At 64.3% G+C, this 15,248-nt stretch carries 27 protein-coding genes; all 27 read left to right on the forward strand.

Going from position 1 to position 15,248, the window contains the following annotated elements; all coding sequences use genetic code 11:
* Positions 1–4: 4 nt before the first annotated feature.
* Positions 5–682 carry a 50S ribosomal protein L4 gene (rplD, locus tag NQ036_RS13070; protein ID WP_257048552.1) on the forward strand — a complete coding sequence of 226 codons (678 nt, stop codon included), beginning with the start codon at positions 5–7 and terminating at the stop codon, positions 680–682.
* Positions 679–981, forward strand: a complete 303-nt coding sequence (gene rplW, locus NQ036_RS13075; RefSeq protein WP_257048553.1) for a 50S ribosomal protein L23 — start codon at positions 679–681, stop codon at positions 979–981. Before rplD ends, rplW begins: the two co-directional genes overlap by 4 nt.
* A gap of 30 nt (positions 982–1,011) precedes the next feature.
* Positions 1,012–1,848, forward strand: a complete 837-nt coding sequence (rplB, locus tag NQ036_RS13080; protein WP_257048554.1) for a 50S ribosomal protein L2 — start codon at positions 1,012–1,014, stop codon at positions 1,846–1,848.
* A 15-nt stretch (positions 1,849–1,863) separates the two neighbouring features.
* On the forward strand, positions 1,864–2,145 hold the full coding sequence (rpsS, locus tag NQ036_RS13085) for a 30S ribosomal protein S19 (RefSeq protein WP_257048555.1): 282 nt from the start codon (positions 1,864–1,866) through the stop codon (positions 2,143–2,145).
* A gap of 43 nt (positions 2,146–2,188) precedes the next feature.
* A complete protein-coding gene (gene rplV / locus NQ036_RS13090; RefSeq protein ID WP_257048556.1) occupies positions 2,189–2,557 on the forward strand; it encodes a 50S ribosomal protein L22 in 369 nt (122 codons plus the stop codon).
* Positions 2,557–3,360: a 30S ribosomal protein S3 gene (gene rpsC, locus NQ036_RS13095; protein WP_257048558.1), complete on the forward strand. Its 804-nt coding sequence runs from the start codon at positions 2,557–2,559 to the stop codon at positions 3,358–3,360. Before rplV ends, rpsC begins: the two co-directional genes overlap by 1 nt.
* Positions 3,361–3,363: 3 nt before the next feature.
* Entirely contained in the window at positions 3,364–3,780 is a 417-nt protein-coding gene (gene rplP, locus NQ036_RS13100; protein ID WP_257048559.1) for a 50S ribosomal protein L16, read from the forward strand.
* A 2-nt stretch (positions 3,781–3,782) separates the two neighbouring features.
* Positions 3,783–4,034, forward strand: coding sequence for a 50S ribosomal protein L29 (gene rpmC, locus NQ036_RS13105; protein ID WP_306427979.1), 252 nt, complete (start codon positions 3,783–3,785; stop codon positions 4,032–4,034).
* Positions 4,034–4,309, forward strand: a complete 276-nt coding sequence (rpsQ, locus tag NQ036_RS13110; RefSeq protein ID WP_257048560.1) for a 30S ribosomal protein S17 — start codon at positions 4,034–4,036, stop codon at positions 4,307–4,309. The genes rpmC and rpsQ overlap by 1 nt, the downstream gene beginning before the upstream one ends.
* Positions 4,310–4,458: 149 nt before the next feature.
* Positions 4,459–4,827 carry a 50S ribosomal protein L14 gene (gene rplN, locus NQ036_RS13115; RefSeq protein ID WP_257048561.1) on the forward strand — a complete coding sequence of 123 codons (369 nt, stop codon included), beginning with the start codon at positions 4,459–4,461 and terminating at the stop codon, positions 4,825–4,827.
* Positions 4,828–4,829: 2 nt separating this feature from the next.
* Positions 4,830–5,207, forward strand: coding sequence for a 50S ribosomal protein L24 (rplX, locus tag NQ036_RS13120; RefSeq protein WP_257048563.1), 378 nt, complete (start codon positions 4,830–4,832; stop codon positions 5,205–5,207).
* Positions 5,207–5,773: a 50S ribosomal protein L5 gene (gene rplE, locus NQ036_RS13125; protein ID WP_257048564.1), complete on the forward strand. Its 567-nt coding sequence runs from the start codon at positions 5,207–5,209 to the stop codon at positions 5,771–5,773. The genes rplX and rplE overlap by 1 nt, the downstream gene beginning before the upstream one ends.
* Before the next feature lie 64 nt (positions 5,774–5,837).
* Positions 5,838–6,236 carry a 30S ribosomal protein S8 gene (gene rpsH, locus NQ036_RS13130; protein ID WP_257059531.1) on the forward strand — a complete coding sequence of 133 codons (399 nt, stop codon included), beginning with the start codon at positions 5,838–5,840 and terminating at the stop codon, positions 6,234–6,236.
* A 17-nt stretch (positions 6,237–6,253) separates the two neighbouring features.
* Positions 6,254–6,790: a 50S ribosomal protein L6 gene (gene rplF, locus NQ036_RS13135; protein WP_257059533.1), complete on the forward strand. Its 537-nt coding sequence runs from the start codon at positions 6,254–6,256 to the stop codon at positions 6,788–6,790.
* A 2-nt stretch (positions 6,791–6,792) separates the two neighbouring features.
* Positions 6,793–7,173: a 50S ribosomal protein L18 gene (rplR, locus tag NQ036_RS13140; RefSeq protein WP_257048568.1), complete on the forward strand. Its 381-nt coding sequence runs from the start codon at positions 6,793–6,795 to the stop codon at positions 7,171–7,173.
* Positions 7,170–7,826, forward strand: a complete 657-nt coding sequence (gene rpsE / locus NQ036_RS13145; RefSeq protein WP_257048569.1) for a 30S ribosomal protein S5 — start codon at positions 7,170–7,172, stop codon at positions 7,824–7,826. The genes rplR and rpsE overlap by 4 nt, the downstream gene beginning before the upstream one ends.
* Complete coding sequence (rpmD, locus tag NQ036_RS13150) at positions 7,826–8,008, forward strand: 50S ribosomal protein L30 (RefSeq protein ID WP_257048570.1); 183 nt, start codon at positions 7,826–7,828, stop codon at positions 8,006–8,008. Before rpsE ends, rpmD begins: the two co-directional genes overlap by 1 nt.
* Before the next feature lie 2 nt (positions 8,009–8,010).
* Positions 8,011–8,463: a 50S ribosomal protein L15 gene (rplO, locus tag NQ036_RS13155; protein WP_257048571.1), complete on the forward strand. Its 453-nt coding sequence runs from the start codon at positions 8,011–8,013 to the stop codon at positions 8,461–8,463.
* Positions 8,464–8,746: 283 nt separating this feature from the next.
* Positions 8,747–10,042, forward strand: coding sequence for a preprotein translocase subunit SecY (gene secY, locus NQ036_RS13160; RefSeq protein WP_257048572.1), 1,296 nt, complete (start codon positions 8,747–8,749; stop codon positions 10,040–10,042).
* An 81-nt stretch (positions 10,043–10,123) separates the two neighbouring features.
* A complete protein-coding gene (locus tag NQ036_RS13165; protein WP_257048573.1) occupies positions 10,124–10,687 on the forward strand; it encodes an adenylate kinase in 564 nt (187 codons plus the stop codon).
* A complete protein-coding gene (gene map, locus NQ036_RS13170; RefSeq protein ID WP_257059535.1) occupies positions 10,687–11,511 on the forward strand; it encodes a type I methionyl aminopeptidase in 825 nt (274 codons plus the stop codon). Before NQ036_RS13165 ends, map begins: the two co-directional genes overlap by 1 nt.
* A gap of 247 nt (positions 11,512–11,758) precedes the next feature.
* Positions 11,759–11,980 carry a translation initiation factor IF-1 gene (infA, locus tag NQ036_RS13175; RefSeq protein ID WP_257048576.1) on the forward strand — a complete coding sequence of 74 codons (222 nt, stop codon included), beginning with the start codon at positions 11,759–11,761 and terminating at the stop codon, positions 11,978–11,980.
* 81 nt (positions 11,981–12,061) lie between these two features.
* On the forward strand, positions 12,062–12,175 hold the full coding sequence (rpmJ, locus tag NQ036_RS13180) for a 50S ribosomal protein L36 (RefSeq protein WP_257048577.1): 114 nt from the start codon (positions 12,062–12,064) through the stop codon (positions 12,173–12,175).
* 315 nt (positions 12,176–12,490) lie between these two features.
* Complete coding sequence (rpsM, locus tag NQ036_RS13185) at positions 12,491–12,859, forward strand: 30S ribosomal protein S13 (RefSeq protein ID WP_257048578.1); 369 nt, start codon at positions 12,491–12,493, stop codon at positions 12,857–12,859.
* 29 nt (positions 12,860–12,888) lie between these two features.
* A complete protein-coding gene (gene rpsK, locus NQ036_RS13190; RefSeq protein WP_257059536.1) occupies positions 12,889–13,296 on the forward strand; it encodes a 30S ribosomal protein S11 in 408 nt (135 codons plus the stop codon).
* Between the two features lie 95 nt (positions 13,297–13,391).
* Positions 13,392–14,390, forward strand: a complete 999-nt coding sequence (locus NQ036_RS13195; protein ID WP_257048580.1) for a DNA-directed RNA polymerase subunit alpha — start codon at positions 13,392–13,394, stop codon at positions 14,388–14,390.
* A 21-nt stretch (positions 14,391–14,411) separates the two neighbouring features.
* On the forward strand, positions 14,412–14,918 hold the full coding sequence (gene rplQ, locus NQ036_RS13200; protein WP_257048581.1) for a 50S ribosomal protein L17: 507 nt from the start codon (positions 14,412–14,414) through the stop codon (positions 14,916–14,918).
* Positions 14,919–15,248 lie beyond the last annotated feature (330 nt).

Below are 15,248 nucleotides of genomic sequence, written 5' to 3' on the forward strand. Positions count from 1 at the left end.
TTACATGACTGAGACCAAGAACATCGACGTGCTCGACCTGGCCGGCAAGAAGTCCGGTTCCGTCGAGCTGCCTGATGCCGTGTTCGGTGTGGCGACCAATGTGCCGCTGATCCACCAGGTCGTCGTCGCCCAGCTCGCTGCAGCGCGCCAGGGCACGCACAAGGCCAAGACGCGCTCGGAAGTGCGCGGCGGTGGCAAGAAGCCGTACAAGCAGAAGGGCACCGGTAACGCCCGTCAGGGTTCGATCCGTGCGCCGCAGTACGCCGGCGGTGGCATCGTCCACGGGCCGGTGCCGCGCGACTACTCGCAGCGGACCCCCAAGAAGATGAAGGCCGCCGCACTGCGCGGTGCCCTGTCGGACCGCGCACGCCTCGACCAGGTGTTCGTCGTGACCGGCCTGGTGGAGGGCGACAAGCCCTCGACCAAGCAGGCACGCGTCGCCCTCGAGCGTCTGTCGGACCGCAAGAACAAGCTCGTCGTGGTCGAGCGTTCCGATGAACTGACGCAGCTGAGCGCCCGTAACCTCTCCGACGTTCACGTCCTGTCCTTCGACCAGCTCAACACGTACGACGTGCTGATGGCCGATGACATCGTGTTCACGGAAGGTGCGTTCAACGCATTCCTGGCGTTCAACCAGGGCGCCAAGGCTGACAACGCCAAGAGCGAGGAGGCCGCCAAGTGAGCTCCGTACGTGTGAAGGACCCCCGCGACATCATCGTCGCACCGGTCGTTTCGGAAAAGTCCTACGCCGGGATGGACGAGGGCAAGTACACCTTCGTCGTCGACCAGGCCGCGACCAAGCCGGAAATCAAGTACGCAATCGAATCGATCTTCGGTGTGAAGGTCAGCTCGGTGAACACCCTGAATCGTCAGGGCAAGCGCCGCCGCACCCGGACGGGTTGGGGCAAGCGCAAGGACACCAAGCGTGCCATCGTCGCCCTCAAGGACGGTTCGATCGACATCTTCGGTGGATCGCTCTAAGCGAACCTCCTCGTTGAAGAAGGATTAAACATGGGAATCCGTAAGCACAAGCCGACGACACCGGGCCGCCGTGGCTCGTCGGTCGCCGACTTTGCCGAAGTGACTCGTTCCACGCCGGAAAAGTCGCTTCTCCGTCCCCTCCCGAAAAAGGGTGGACGTAACTCGCAGGGCCGTGTCACCGTCCGTCACCAGGGCGGTGGACACAAGCGCCAGTACCGCGTGATCGACTTCCGTCGTCACGACAAGGACGGCGTGCCGGCAAAGGTCGCTCACATCGAGTACGACCCGAATCGCACGGCTCGTATCGCGCTGCTGCACTACGCCGATGGCGCCAAGCGCTACATCATCGCGCCGAACAAGCTGGCGCAGGGTGACACCGTCGAGGCCGGTCCGGAAGCGGACATCAAGCCCGGTAACAACCTGCCGCTGCGCAACATCCCGGTCGGTACCGTCATCCACGCAGTCGAACTGCGTCCCGGCGGCGGCGCCAAGATCGGTCGTTCGGCCGGTGCATCCGTGCAGCTGGTCGCCAAGTTCGGCAAGTATGCGCAGCTGCGCATGCCGTCCGGTGAAATCCGCAACGTCGACGCGCGCTGCCGCGCGACCGTGGGCGAAGTGGGCAACGCCGAACAGTCGAACATCAACTGGGGCAAGGCCGGCCGCATGCGCTGGAAGGGCAAGCGCCCGACCGTCCGTGGTGTGGTCATGAACCCGATCGACCACCCGCACGGTGGCGGCGAGGGCCGGACCTCGGGTGGTCGCCACCCGGTCAGCCCGTGGGGCAAGCCGGAAGGCCGTACCCGCAAGCCCAACAAGGAAAGCGACAAGCTCATTGTGCGTCGTCGTCGCACCGGCAAGAAGCGTTGATAGGGAGCCTCAAACATGCCTCGTAGCCTGAAGAAGGGCCCCTTCGTTGATGAGCACCTCTACAAGAAGGTTGCTGCTCAGAACGAAAAGGGCACCAAGAATGTCATCAAGACTTGGTCCCGTCGCTCGATGATCGTCCCGGATTTCCTGGGTCACACGATCGCCGTGCACGATGGGCGCAAGCACGTCCCGGTGTTCATCACCGAATCGATGGTCGGGCACAAGCTCGGCGAATTCGCTCAGACGCGGACGTTCCGCGGCCACGAAAAGGACGACCGGAAGGGCCGCCGCCGCTGACGCGGTGACGTTCCAACGGTCATCGATTAGAAAGTAGGAAACGATGGAAGCCAAGGCAAAGGCACGCTTCGTGCGTGTTACGCCCCAGAAGGCTCGGCGTGTCGTTGACCTCGTTCGTGGTCAGCAGGCAACCGAAGCTCTGGCGGTCCTGAAATTTGCAGAGCAGGGGGCCTCCGAGCCCGTCCGCAAGCTGGTCGCGTCCGGCATCGCCAACGCGCGTCAGCAGGCCGACAAGCTCGGTACCGCCTTCGATGAGAACAATCTGGTCATCTCGGAGATCTTCGTCGACGAGGGACCCACCATGAAGCGGTTCCAGCCGCGCGCCCAGGGCCGCGCCTTCCGCATCAACAAGCGCACGAGCCACATCACCGTGGTTCTGTCCGATGGCGCGGAAGAGAAGGGTGAGGCCTGATGGGTCAGAAGATCAATCCGAACGGGTTCCGCCTCGGTATCACCACCGACCACAAGTCGAAGTGGTTCGCGGACTCGAACAAGCCGGGTCAGCGCTACGCCGACTACGTCGGTGAAGACGCCAAGATCCGCAAGATGCTGACGCAGAACCTCGAGCGCGCGGGCCTGTCCCGCGTCAACATCGAACGCACCCGCGACCGCGTCCGCGTCGACATCCACACCGCCCGTCCGGGCATTGTGATCGGCCGTCGTGGCACGGAAGCCGACCGCCTGCGCGGTCAGCTCGAGAAGCTCACGGGCAAGCAGATCCAGCTGAACATCCTCGAGGTCAAGAACCCCGAGATCGATGCTCAGCTGGTCGCCCAGGGCGTTGCCGAACAGCTCGCCAGCCGTGTGGCCTTCCGCCGCGCGATGCGCAAGGCCATCCAGTCCGCTCAGCGGGCCGGCGCCAAGGGCATCCGCGTGCAGTGCTCCGGCCGTCTGGGTGGAGCCGAAATGAGCCGTTCCGAGTTCTACCGCGAGGGTCGCGTGCCGCTGCACACCCTGCGTGCGAACATCGACTACGGCTTCTACGAGGCCCACACAACCTTCGGCCGGATCGGCGTGAAGGTGTGGATCTACAAGGGCGACCTGACCGACAAGGAACTGGCCGCCGCCGAGGCAGCCGCTCCGAACCGCGGACCCCGCGGTGCCGGCCGTGGGCGTGGCCGTGGTGGCCGCGGTCGCGGACACCAGGGCGCGCCCGCAGCGAAGAAGACCGAACAGAGCGCCGAGGCTCCTGCCGCGGCCGGATCGGAGGGCTGACACGTGCTCATCCCGCGTCGTGTGAAGTACCGCAAGCAGCACCACCCCAAGCGCGGTGGCGTTGCCAAGGGTGGTACCGAGGTCACCTTCGGTGACTGGGGTATCCAGGCCCTTGAGGGCGCCTATGTGACGAACCGTCAGATCGAGGCAGCCCGTATCGCGATGACCCGCCACATCAAGCGTGGCGGCAAGGTCTGGATCAACATCTACCCGGACCGCCCGCTGACCAAGCGCCCCGCCGAAACCCGCATGGGTTCCGGTAAGGGTTCGCCCGAATGGTGGGTCGCGAACGTCAAGCCGGGCCGGGTTCTGTTCGAACTCGCCGGTGTGTCCGAGGAAGTCGCCCGCGAGGCCCTGCGCCTGGCGGTCCACAAGCTTCCGCTGAAAGCCCGCATCGTGTCCCGTGAAGGTGGTGAGTGACAATGGCAGTAGGTTCGAAGGACCTGTCCATGGACGTGCTCGACGGCTACGACAACGCTCGTCTGAACGAAGAGCTGAAGAAGGCCAAGGCCGAGCTGTTCAACCTGCGTTTCCAGTCGGCCACCGGCCAGCTGGAGAACAACGGTCGCCTCAAGGCCGTGCGCCGCGACATCGCCCGGATCTACACGGTTCTGCGCGAACGCGAACTGTCGATCCGTCCCAACCCGGCCGATGCCAAGGAAGAGGGTAAGTGATGGCTGAAGAGACCACCGCACCCGTGCGCAACAGCCGCAAGGTGATGCGCGGTTACGTCGTCTCCGACAAGATGGACAAGACCATCGTCGTCGAGGTCGAGGACCGCAAGAAGCACCACCTGTACGGCAAGGTCATGCGTACGACCACGAAGTACAAGGTGCACGACGAGAACAACGATGCCGGCATCGGCGATCTCGTCACTGTGACGGAAACCCGCCCGCTTTCGGCAACCAAGCGGTTCCGTCTGCTGGAAATCGTCGAGCGCGCCAAGTAAACTAAAAAGGTTGCATCCCCCGGGGTCCCTCCCGGTCCCGCCTCTTCCGCGGCGGCTACCGGGACCCGGGGGTTGGGGCATTTTTGTGTCAATAACCGTTCCGCAAGGCTCATGCACATGAGAACCAGCGCGACGACAGGAGAAAACTAGTGATCCAGCAGGAGTCGCGACTCAAAGTCGCTGACAACACCGGGGCTAAGGAAATCCTTACCATTCGGGTTCTGGGCGGTTCCGGCCGTAACTCGGCCGGCATCGGCGACACCATCGTCGCCACCGTCAAGGACGCCATCCCGGGCGGTAACGTCAAGAAGGGCGATGTGGTCAAGGCCGTCATCGTCCGGACGAAGAAGGAAACCCGCCGCAAGGACGGTTCCTACATCGCATTCGACGAGAACGCAGCCGTCATCCTCAAGGCCGACGGCGAACCCCGTGGTACCCGCATCTTCGGGCCGGTCGGCCGTGAACTCCGTGACAAGAAGTTCATGCGTATCGTCTCGCTCGCACCGGAGGTGTTGTGAGAATGGCAGCCAATAAGGTGAAAATGCACATCAAGAAGGGTGACCTGGTTCAGGTCATCTCCGGCGCGCGCCAGTCGCGCGGTGGCGATCGCGGCAAGCAGGGCAAGGTCCTGGCCGTGTTCCCGGAGCGCAACCGCGTCCTCGTCGAGGGCATCAACCGCGTGACCAAGCACAAGAAGCCGCAGCAGACGGCCTCGGGTGCGACGGCCGGCGGCATCGAGGTCGTCGAGGCCCCGATCCACGCGTCGAACGTCATGCTCGTCGATCCCAAGGACAAGAAGCCGACCCGCGTGGGCTACCGCGAAGAGGTCGTCGACCGCGACGGTAAGCAGAAGACCGTGCGCGTTCGCATCTCGCGCCGCACCGGGGAGGAGATCTGATGACTGAGACCGTTTCCCGTCCGCAGCCCCGCCTCAAGCAGGTCTACCGCGACGATATCGTCGCGAAGCTGCAGGATGAGTTCAACTACGCCAACCCGATGCAGGTTCCCGGCCTTGTCAAGGTCGTCGTGAACATGGGCGTCGGCGAAGCCGCACGTGATTCGAAGCTGATCGAGGGCGCGATCCGCGACCTGACCCTGATCACGGGTCAGAAGCCGGTCGTCACCCGGGCCAAGAAGTCCATCGCGCAGTTCAAGCTGCGTGAGGGCCAGGCCATCGGCGCGCACGTCACGATGCGCAACGCCCGCATGTGGGAGTTCCTGGACCGCGTGGTCAGCCTGGCGCTGCCCCGTATCCGCGACTTCCGCGGCCTGTCGGACCAGCAGTTCGACGGTAACGGCAACTACACGTTCGGTCTGAGCGAACAGTCGATGTTCCACGAAATCGATCAGGATTCGATCGATCGCGTGCGCGGCATGGACATCACCGTGGTGACCACGGCGAAGACCGACGACGAGGGCCGGGCGCTGCTGCGCCACCTGGGCTTCCCGTTCAAGACCAACTGACCACTACGTTGCAGGTCCGCCGACGCCGTCGGAGGAAACCACAACGAGGAAGGGCATCAGCCCAATGACTATGACTGATCCCGTCGCAGACATGCTTACGCGTCTGCGCAACGCCAATTCGGCGTACCACGAGGATGTCAGCATGCCTTCTTCCAAGCTGAAGGTGAACATCGCTGAAATCCTCAAGGCGGAGGGTTACATCTCCGACTACAGCGTCGCAGAGGCCGAGGTCGGCAAGACCCTGTCGCTCGATCTGAAGTTCGGCCCCAACCGCGAACGTTCGATCGCCGGCCTCAAGCGCGTCTCGAAGCCCGGTCTGCGCGTTTACGCGAAGTCCACGAACCTCCCGAAGGTCCTGGGCGGCCTGGGCATCGCGATCCTGTCGACGTCCTCCGGTCTGCTGACCGACAAGCAAGCGGCCAAGAAGGGCGTGGGTGGGGAAGTCCTCGCCTACGTCTGGTAAAGGAAGGGGAAAGCACAATGTCACGTATTGGCAAGCAGCCGATCTCCATCCCGGCCGGCGTTGAGGTCAAGCTCAACGGCTCGCAGGTCGATGTGAAGGGCGCGAAGGCCGAACTGCACGTTCGGGTCGCCGACCCGATCACCGTGTCGATCGACGACAACATCATCACCGTGTCGCGCCCGAACGACGAGCGCGAATCGCGTTCGCTGCACGGCCTGACCCGTACGCTCATCCAGAACGCCATCATCGGCGTGACGGAGGGCTACGAGAAGAAGCTCGAAATCGTCGGCACCGGTTACCGCGTGCAGGCGAAGGGTGCGAACCTCGAATTCGCCCTGGGTTACAGCCACTCGATCACCGTGGAACCGCCGGCAGGCATCACGTTGAGCGTTGACGGCCAGACCAAGGTCACCGTCTCCGGCGCTGATAAGCAGCAGGTCGGCGAGGTCGCAGCAAACATCCGGAAGCTGCGCAAGCCCGAACCCTACAAGGGCAAGGGTGTGCGTTATGCCGGCGAAGTTGTACGCCGCAAGGTTGGAAAGGCTGGTAAGTAACCATGGCCTTTGGTATCAAGAAGCGCTACGGCAAGGGCAAGGCGGCCGCTCGTGCGCGCCGTCATGCACGCCTGCGCAAGCACATCTCCGGTACGCCGGCACGTCCGCGTCTGGTCGTCACCCGCTCTTCGCGTCACGTCTTCGTCCAGGTCATCGACGACACCGTGGGCAACACCGTTGCCTCGGCCTCGACGATGGAAGCCGACATGCGGACGTTCGACGGCGATAAGACCGCCAAGGCACGTCAGGTCGGCGCCCGCGTCGCCGAACGGGCCAAGGCCGCCGGCGTGGAAGCCGTGGTCTTCGACCGCGGTGGAAACGCCTACCACGGCCGTGTGCAGGCCGTCGCCGAAGGAGCTCGTGAAGGAGGGCTGTCCCTGTGAGCGCTGAAGAAACCCAGCAGCAGAACAACGATTCCGCTGCGAAGAACGAAGACCGCAAGGGTCAGGGCCGCGGCCGTGGCCGCGGCAACGACGGTGGCCGTGGTCGCGGCAACCGTGGTGACCGCGACGACCGCAACCAGTTCATCGAACACGTTGTGACCATCAACCGCGTGTCCAAGGTCGTCAAGGGCGGACGTCGGTTCTCCTTCACGGCTCTGGTCGTCGTGGGCGACGGTGAGGGCATGGTCGGCGTCGGTTACGGCAAGGCCAAGGAAGTTCCCGCGGCCATCGCCAAGGGCGTCGAGGAGGCGAAGAAGAACTTCTTCCGCGTCCCCCGCGTCCGCAAGACGATCCCGCACCCCGTGCAGGGCGAGGCCGCTGCCGGCGTCGTGCTGCTGCGTCCGGCCGCTCCCGGTACCGGTGTTATCGCCGGTGGTCCGGTGCGCGCCGTCCTCGACTGCGCCGGCATCTCCGACATCCTGTCGAAGTCGCTCGGTTCGTCGAACGCGATCAACATCGTGCACGCGACCATCGCGGCCCTCAAGGGCCTCGAGCGTCCCGAAGAGGTCGCGGCTCGCCGTGGCCTGCCCGTGGACGAGGTCGCTCCGCACGCTCTGCTGCGTGCGGCTGCTGAAACGGGGGCGAAGGCCTGATGGCAAAGCTCAAGATTACTCAGATCAAGTCGGGTATCGGTGGCAAGCGCAACCAGCGCGAAACCCTGAAGACCCTGGGCCTGAATCACCCGCACGCCTCGGTTGTGCGTGAGGATTCGCCCTCGGTCCGCGGACTGCTGAACGTCGTTCGCCACCTGGTCAAGACGGAAGAGGTGGACTGATCATGGCGGAAGAACGCGCTCTTAAGCTCCACAACCTTCGTCCCGCCCCGGGCTCGAACAAGGCCAAGACCCGCGTGGGTCGCGGTGAGGGCTCGAAGGGTAAGACGGCCGGTCGCGGCACCAAGGGCACGAAGGCCCGTTACCAGGTGCCCCACGGCTTCGAAGGTGGCCAGACGCCGCTGCACATGCGTCTGCCGAAGCTGCGTGGCTTCAAGAACCCGAACAAGGTGGTCTTCCAGGTCGTGAACCTGGACAAGCTCTCCACCCTGTTCCCCGAGGGCGGCACCGTGACGATCGCCGACCTGGTTGCCAAGGGCGCTGTGCGCCCCAACCAGCCGGTGAAGGTCCTGGGCGACGGTGAGATCACCGTCAAGCTGGATGTCACGGCCACGAAGTTCTCGGCCAGCGCCGTTGAGAAGATCAACGCCGCGGGCGGATCGACCACGGCCGCGTGAGACGCATCACCTGCGACTCACCGAGCCGCGGGCTCGTGCTCTCAGCGTAAGTGACGCGGGGGAGGATACCGGATTCGGTATCCTCCCCCGCGTGCATTCAGGGCTCGCGCCCCGCTGGGGCCCGCGGCCCTGTCTCAGCGAACCGGCCCGGTTCATAAGGCATGCCTTAAAGCTGGTAGGGTTCAACCTGGCATTCATGTTTCACCGTGTCGCGCGCCCAAGCAGGGGTGTGGCGCGGACACCACCATCGGCGCACTGACGTCGACCAAAGTTTGGAGGACGCTTGCTCGGCGCAATTGGGCGGGCATTCAAGACGCCCGATCTGAGGAACAAACTCCTCTTCACCCTCGGTGTAATCGTTCTGTACCGCGTGGGGTGCTTCATCCCTGCACCCGGAGTCGACTACGAGGCCGTCAAGGCCTGCATCGCCTCCGCGGAGACAGGCGCGTTCGCGATGATCAACCTGTTCAGTGGCGGCGCGCTACTGCAGCTGTCGATCTTCGCCCTGGGCATCATGCCCTATATCACCGCCAGCATCATCACCCAGCTGCTGCGCGTGGTGATCCCCCGGTTCGAGGCCCTGCACAAAGAGGGCGCTTCCGGGCAGGGCAAACTGACCCAGTACACCCGGTACATGACGATCGGCCTGGCGATCCTCAACGCCACCACCCTGGTGACCACGGTGCGCACCGGCGCGCTGTTCGGCAACCAGGCCGGCTGCGACAACCTGATCCCCGACGATCAGTGGTGGAACATCGTCGTCATCATCCTGACCCTGACGGCCGGCACGGCCCTGATCATGTGGATGGGCGAGCAGATCACCGAACGCGGCATCGGCAACGGCATGTCGCTGATGATCTTCACCTCGGTCGCAGCGGGCTTCCCGTCCGCCTTCGGCTCGATCCTGCAGTCCAAGGGCATCGACGTCTTCGCGATCGTCGTGATCGTGGGCCTGGCAGTGGTCGCCCTGGTGGTCTTCGTCGAACAGTCCCAGCGCCGAATCCCCGTCCAATACGCCAAGCGCATGGTGGGCCGCCGGATGTTCGGCGGCACCTCGACCTACATCCCGATCAAGGTCAACCAGGCCGGTGTCATCCCGGTCATCTTCGCCAGCTCGATCCTGTACCTGCCCAGCCTGATCGCACAGTTCGGCGACCCCCAGTCCGGCTGGGTGCAGTGGATCCAGACGTACCTGACAAAGGGCGATCACCCGCTGTACATCACGATCTACCTGGTGCTCATCGTCTTCTTCGCGTTCTTCTACGTGGCGATCTCCTTCAACCCGGAGGAAGTCGCGGACAATATGAAGAAGTACGGTGGCTTCGTTCCAGGCATCCGCGCCGGCAATCCCACCGCCAGGTACTTGAGCTTCGTGCTCAACCGGATCACCTTCCCAGGGTCCATCTACCTGGCCTTCGTCGCGGCACTGCCACTGATCGCCTTCATCCTGATCGACGCGAATCAGAACTTCCCGTTCGGCGGTACCTCGCTGCTGATCGTGGTGGGCGTCGGCCTGGAGACGGTCAAGCAGATCGATTCGCAGCTGCAACAGCGCCACTACGAGGGCCTGCTGAAGTAGCCCGCAGGCGCGGCGGCCCTCCTGGTCGCCGCGCCCTTCTGGTTTTCCACACAATCCCCGATCCTCAAGGAGGGACACACCATGCGCATCATCCTGATCGGCCCGCCCGGGGCCGGCAAGGGCACCCAGGCCGCTCGGCTGCAGGAGGCCCTGCACATCCCGGCGATCTCCACCGGTGACATCTTCCGTGCCAATGTCAAAGGCGAAACCGAGCTGGGCAAGCTGGCCAAGCGCTATATGGACGCAGGTGAATACGTCCCGGACGAGGTGACCAACAAGATGGTCGCCGACCGGCTGGGCCAGGACGACGCGAAGAGCGGCTTCCTGCTCGACGGGTACCCGCGCACTGCGGCCCAGGTCGACGAACTCGACAAGATGCTGGCTGCGGCTGACGTCGCGTTGGACGCGGTCGTCGAACTCACCGCGGACACCGACGAGGTGGTCGGGCGGCTGCTGGCCCGCGCGCAGATCCAGGGTCGCTCCGACGATACCGAGGACGTCATCCGGCACCGGCTGGACGTCTACGCGGCCGAAACGCAGCCGCTGACGACGATCTACGCCGACCGCGGCCTGCTTAAGCAGGTCGACGGACTGGGCGAGATCGACGAGGTCACGGATCGTCTGCTGAAGGCTCTGCAGGCCTGATGTTCGGATCACACGTCCAGCTGAAAACGGACGATCAGATCCGCGCGATGCGTCGCGCGGGTCTGGTGACGCGGGCCGCCCTCGAGGCGGCCCGCGCCGTTTGTGTGGCCGGCAATACGACGAGGGATGTGGACGCGGCCGCGGCCAAGGCGATCGCGGACGCGGGTGCGACGCCGAACTTCCTGGGTTACTACGGCTATCCCGCGACCGTGTGCATCTCCGTCAACGACACCGTGGTCCACGGCATCCCAGACGATTACGTGCTGGCCGACGGCGACCTGGTGTCGATCGACGGTGGGGCGATCGTCGACGGTTGGCACGGGGACTCCGCCTTCACGATGATCGTGGGCGGGCCGCAGCACGCCGACCCGGCTGATCAGCGACTCTCCGATGCGACCGAGGCCGCGATGTGGGCGGGTATCGCCGCTTTCGCCACGGCCCAGCGGGTCGGCGACATCGGCAATGCGATCGATGCCTATGCCACGGAGAACGTCCCCGATCTGGGCCTGGTGGAGGAGTTCACCGGTCATGGGATCGGCACCGCCATGCACATGGAACCCGAGGTGCTGAACTTCGCGGCCTCGAACCAGGGCCCACGGGTGAAGACCGGCATGGTGTTGTGCGTGGAGCCCATGCTCACCGCCGGCGGCATCGAAACGGTGACGCTCGAAGACGACTGGACGGTCAAGACCGTCGACGGCAAGCGCGCCAGCCACTGGGAGAACACCGTGGCCCGTCATGCCGGTGGCATCTGGGTGCTCACGGAGGAGGACGGGGGTCTCGCGGGGCTGGCGCCCTACGGCATCACCCCGGTCCCGCTCTAATCGCCCGTGGCTCTTCGGCCCGGCCCCTCCGGTCTATACGTGGTGCACACCATAGGCGATAGGGGCCGGGCGCTCTTGTCATCGGGGGGAAGGGGCGTGTACAGTGGTGTTTTGGTCTGTGGACTTCGTCATGCCTTTGGTTCGCCGGGGCGATGGGTGCGCAGACCACGGTAGAAGCGGGCGGGTGATCGCCCGCGACGCGATCCAAACGCAGTAGGTCTGCGAGAAAATGGGGTAACCAGTCGATATGGCCAAAAAAGAAGGGGTCATTGAGATCGAGGGCACCGTCGTCGAAGCTCTCCCGAACGCATCGTTCCGGGTCGAGCTGAGCAACGGCCACCTGGTGCTCGCGCACATCTCCGGAAAGATGCGCCAGCATTACATCCGCATCCTTCCCGAAGACCGTGTCGTGGTGGAGCTGTCTCCCTACGACCTGTCGCGCGGACGTATCGTCTACCGGTACAAGTAAAAGATCTTTTCGACAATTTCGCGTCCGATCCCCGCGGGCTTGCAGCCAGTGGGGATTTGAGCGTGGAACAAAGGAACAGCTATGAAGGTAAAGCCTAGCGTCAAGAGGATCTGCGACAACTGCAAGGTCATCCGCCGCAACTCGCGCGTCATGGTGATCTGCACGAACCCGCGCCACAAGCAGCGTCAGGGCTGAGTCCGGACCTCCGGACCCAAGCTTTCGCAGATCAGACGGTTCGCACCCGACCCACAGTGACCTCGGCCGCCGATAACCGGTGGTGGGGCGAGCGGCAGGGAGACGGTGAGACCACACCCAAGCAGGTCTCGACCCCCGCGCACAACCTTCCAGAGCACCCCAGGGCCTTCGCCCCGGGATGCATGGACGAATTGCACGGGACGACACCCCCGGTTCGAAGGCCGGGGACCAGGCCGGAAGACGGGCCCACACGGGCTGCGCTCCGGACCGGACAGGCCTGAGTAAGCACCTTCGATACAAACAACTGGAGAAATAATGGCACGTCTTGCCGGAGTCGATCTCCCGCGTGAGAAGCGCGTGGAAATCGCCCTGACATACATTTTCGGTGTGGGCCGCACTCGTGCGAGCCAGACCCTGACGGAGACCGGTGTCAGCCCCGACACCCGTGTGAAGGACCTGACCGACGATGAGCTCGTGCGTCTGCGCGACTACATCGAGGGCACGTTCAAGGTTGAAGGTGACCTCCGCCGCGAGGTCGCAGCCGACATTCGCCGCAAGATCGAAATCGGCAGCTACCAGGGCCTGCGCCACCGTCGTGGCCTGCCCGTCCGCGGCCAGCGTACCAAGACGAACGCCCGTACCCGCAAGGGTCCGAAGCGCACCGTCGCCGGTAAGAAGAAGTAAACCCTCAGGTTCGATCAGGAGAATCACACATGCCTCCCAAGTCTCGCGCTGCCGCTGCTGCGCGTAAGCCTCGCCGCAAGGACCGGAAGAACGTAGTCAACGGCCAGGCTCACATCAAGTCCACCTTCAACAACACCATCGTGTCGATCACCGACTCGACCGGTGCCGTCATCTCCTGGGCCTCGTCCGGCGAGGTCGGCTTCAAGGGTTCGCGCAAGTCGACCCCCTATGCCGCTCAGATGGCCGCGGAATCCGCTGCCCGCCGCGCGCAGGAACACGGCCTGAAGAAGGTCGACGTCTTCGTCAAGGGCCCGGGTTCGGGCCGTGAGACCGCGATCCGCTCGCTGCAGGCTACCGGCCTGGAACTGGGCACGATCCAGGACGTCACCCCGGTGCCGCACAACGGTTGCCGTCCCCCGAAGCGTCGCCGCGGCTGAGAACGCCCCAGCACTAATCACCGCAAGCGTTTAGAGTTCTCACTCTCTGGCATTGCGAGCGTCATATAGCGGATGCTCGCTGAAAGGAAGCCCACGTGCTCATTGCACAGCGCCCCACGCTCACGGAAGAGGTCGTCTCCGAATACCGTTCCCGTTTCGTCATCGAACCGCTGGAACCGGGCTTCGGCTACACCCTCGGCAACTCGCTGCGTCGCACTCTGCTGTCGTCGATTCCTGGTGCAGCTGTCACCAGTGTCCGCGTCGACGGTGTTCTGCACGAGTTCACCACCGTGCCCGGTGTGAAGGAAGACGTCACCGAATTCCTTCTTAACCTCAAGTCCCTTGTCGTGTCTTCGGAATTCGATGAGCCCGTCGTGGCTTACCTGCGCAAGCAGGGCCCCGGCATCGTCACGGCTGCCGATATCTCGGCTCCCGGTGGCGTTGAGATCCACAACCCGGATCTGTTCATCGCAACGCTGAACGAGTCCGCTTCGCTGGACATGGAACTGACGATCGAACGCGGTCGCGGTTATGTGTCCTCGGCGCAGAACAAGAACCCCGATGCGGAGATCGGCCGGATCCCGGTCGACTCCATCTACTCGCCGGTTATGAAGGTGACTTACAAGGTCGAGGCGACCCGCGTCGAACAGCGGACCGACTTCGATCGTCTCATCGTCGACGTTGAGACCAAGCCGTCCATCGTTCCGCGCGACGCCCTGGCGTCCGCGGGCAAGACGCTGGTCGAACTCTTCGGGCTCGCCCGGGAACTGAACGTCGAAGCGGAGGGCATTGAGATCGGCCCGTCGCCGGTGGACGCAGCCATGGCTGCGGACCTGGCGCTGGCCATCGAGGATCTGGACCTGACGGTCCGGTCCTACAACTGCCTGAAGCGCGAGGGCATCCACACGGTCGGCGAACTCGTCGCCCGGTCAGAGGCGGACCTCATGGACATCCGCAACTTCGGTTCGAAGTCCATCGACGAGGTCAAGGAGAAGCTCGCCGAGCTCAACCTCAGCCTCAAGGACAGCCCCGCCGGCTTCGGTGAAGACGCCCCCGCAGACGACGACGCGTTCGTCGAAGACGAGCAGTTCTAAGAATTCCAAGGAGATTTACCCATGCCTACGCCTACCAAGGGTCCCCGCCTCGGCGGATCCCCGGCGCACGAGCGGGCGATGCTCAACAACCTGGCAGCCCAGCTCTTTGAAAACAAGTCCATCAAGACCACGGTGACCAAGGCCAAGCGCCTGCGTCCGGTGGCCGAACGCCTGGTGACCTTCGCCAAGCAGGGCGACCTGGCCGCGCGCCGCCGCGTGCTGAAGTCGATCACGGACAAGAGCATCGTGCACGAGCTCTTCACCTCGATCGCTCCGGCCGTTGCCGAACGTCCGGGTGGCTACACCCGCATCACGAAGATCGGTCCCCGCAAGGGTGACAACGCGCCCATGGCCGTGATCGAACTGGTGCTGGAGCCCTACTCGCCCAAGCAGGCCACCGTGAAGGAAGCCGAAGCAGTCGCCGATGCAGCTGCCGAAGCCCCCGCCGTGGAAGCCGACGTCGAGTCCGGTGCCCAGGAGGACGAGGCCCAGGCCGAAGCCACCGAGGCAGCCGAAGAGGCCAAGTGACGCTGATCTGAGGCCTGCGTCGGGCTCAGTCTTGACGTAGCTTCACCCCAGCTTCGCAGAGAAGGGGCCGGTCCACCGCAAGGTGGGCCGGCCCCTTCTGCGCGTCCGGAGCGTGTGGGCGCTGAGTGCGGGGCCCGGAGACGCTGGGCGCGCGGCGAAGTTTGGGCGGTCTGTTTCAGATTGGGCCGTTCAAACCGCCCAATCGCTGGTTGTCAATCTGGTGTGAACCGGTAATGGGTGGGCTAGGCGCCGACGAGTTCGACGACGCTGGGACTGGTGTGGTTCTTGCTTGTGGTGTGGCCGAGGTTGAGGCTGGCCTGAGCCGGCGGC

The sequence above is a fragment of the Brevibacterium sp. 91QC2O2 genome (assembly GCF_024580695.1).
GTDB lineage: Bacteria > Actinomycetota > Actinomycetes > Actinomycetales > Brevibacteriaceae > Brevibacterium > Brevibacterium moorei.

What these genes read in the sequence shown, in the direction of transcription:
- rplQ (WP_257048581.1), top strand. Translation starts at nt 14,412, where the DNA reads ATGCCTACGCCTACCAAGGGTCCCCGCCTCGGCGGATCCCCGGCGCAC.
- rpsC (WP_257048558.1), top strand. Translation starts at nt 2,557, where the DNA reads ATGGGTCAGAAGATCAATCCGAACGGGTTCCGCCTCGGTATCACCACC.
- rplD (WP_257048552.1), top strand. Translation starts at nt 5, where the DNA reads ATGACTGAGACCAAGAACATCGACGTGCTCGACCTGGCCGGCAAGAAG.
- rpmD (WP_257048570.1), top strand. Translation starts at nt 7,826, where the DNA reads ATGGCAAAGCTCAAGATTACTCAGATCAAGTCGGGTATCGGTGGCAAG.
- map (WP_257059535.1), top strand. Translation starts at nt 10,687, where the DNA reads ATGTTCGGATCACACGTCCAGCTGAAAACGGACGATCAGATCCGCGCG.
- rpsS (WP_257048555.1), top strand. Translation starts at nt 1,864, where the DNA reads ATGCCTCGTAGCCTGAAGAAGGGCCCCTTCGTTGATGAGCACCTCTAC.
- NQ036_RS13165 (WP_257048573.1), top strand. Translation starts at nt 10,124, where the DNA reads ATGCGCATCATCCTGATCGGCCCGCCCGGGGCCGGCAAGGGCACCCAG.
- rpmC (WP_306427979.1), top strand. Translation starts at nt 3,783, where the DNA reads ATGGCAGTAGGTTCGAAGGACCTGTCCATGGACGTGCTCGACGGCTAC.
- rplR (WP_257048568.1), top strand. Translation starts at nt 6,793, where the DNA reads ATGGCCTTTGGTATCAAGAAGCGCTACGGCAAGGGCAAGGCGGCCGCT.
- rplV (WP_257048556.1), top strand. Translation starts at nt 2,189, where the DNA reads ATGGAAGCCAAGGCAAAGGCACGCTTCGTGCGTGTTACGCCCCAGAAG.
- rpmJ (WP_257048577.1), top strand. Translation starts at nt 12,062, where the DNA reads ATGAAGGTAAAGCCTAGCGTCAAGAGGATCTGCGACAACTGCAAGGTC.
- rpsM (WP_257048578.1), top strand. Translation starts at nt 12,491, where the DNA reads ATGGCACGTCTTGCCGGAGTCGATCTCCCGCGTGAGAAGCGCGTGGAA.
- rplX (WP_257048563.1), top strand. Translation starts at nt 4,830, where the DNA reads ATGGCAGCCAATAAGGTGAAAATGCACATCAAGAAGGGTGACCTGGTT.
- rplF (WP_257059533.1), top strand. Translation starts at nt 6,254, where the DNA reads ATGTCACGTATTGGCAAGCAGCCGATCTCCATCCCGGCCGGCGTTGAG.
- rpsK (WP_257059536.1), top strand. Translation starts at nt 12,889, where the DNA reads ATGCCTCCCAAGTCTCGCGCTGCCGCTGCTGCGCGTAAGCCTCGCCGC.
- rpsQ (WP_257048560.1), top strand. Translation starts at nt 4,034, where the DNA reads ATGGCTGAAGAGACCACCGCACCCGTGCGCAACAGCCGCAAGGTGATG.
- rplE (WP_257048564.1), top strand. Translation starts at nt 5,207, where the DNA reads ATGACTGAGACCGTTTCCCGTCCGCAGCCCCGCCTCAAGCAGGTCTAC.
- rplO (WP_257048571.1), top strand. Translation starts at nt 8,011, where the DNA reads ATGGCGGAAGAACGCGCTCTTAAGCTCCACAACCTTCGTCCCGCCCCG.
- rplB (WP_257048554.1), top strand. Translation starts at nt 1,012, where the DNA reads ATGGGAATCCGTAAGCACAAGCCGACGACACCGGGCCGCCGTGGCTCG.
- infA (WP_257048576.1), top strand. Translation starts at nt 11,759, where the DNA reads ATGGCCAAAAAAGAAGGGGTCATTGAGATCGAGGGCACCGTCGTCGAA.
- rpsH (WP_257059531.1), top strand. Translation starts at nt 5,838, where the DNA reads ATGACTATGACTGATCCCGTCGCAGACATGCTTACGCGTCTGCGCAAC.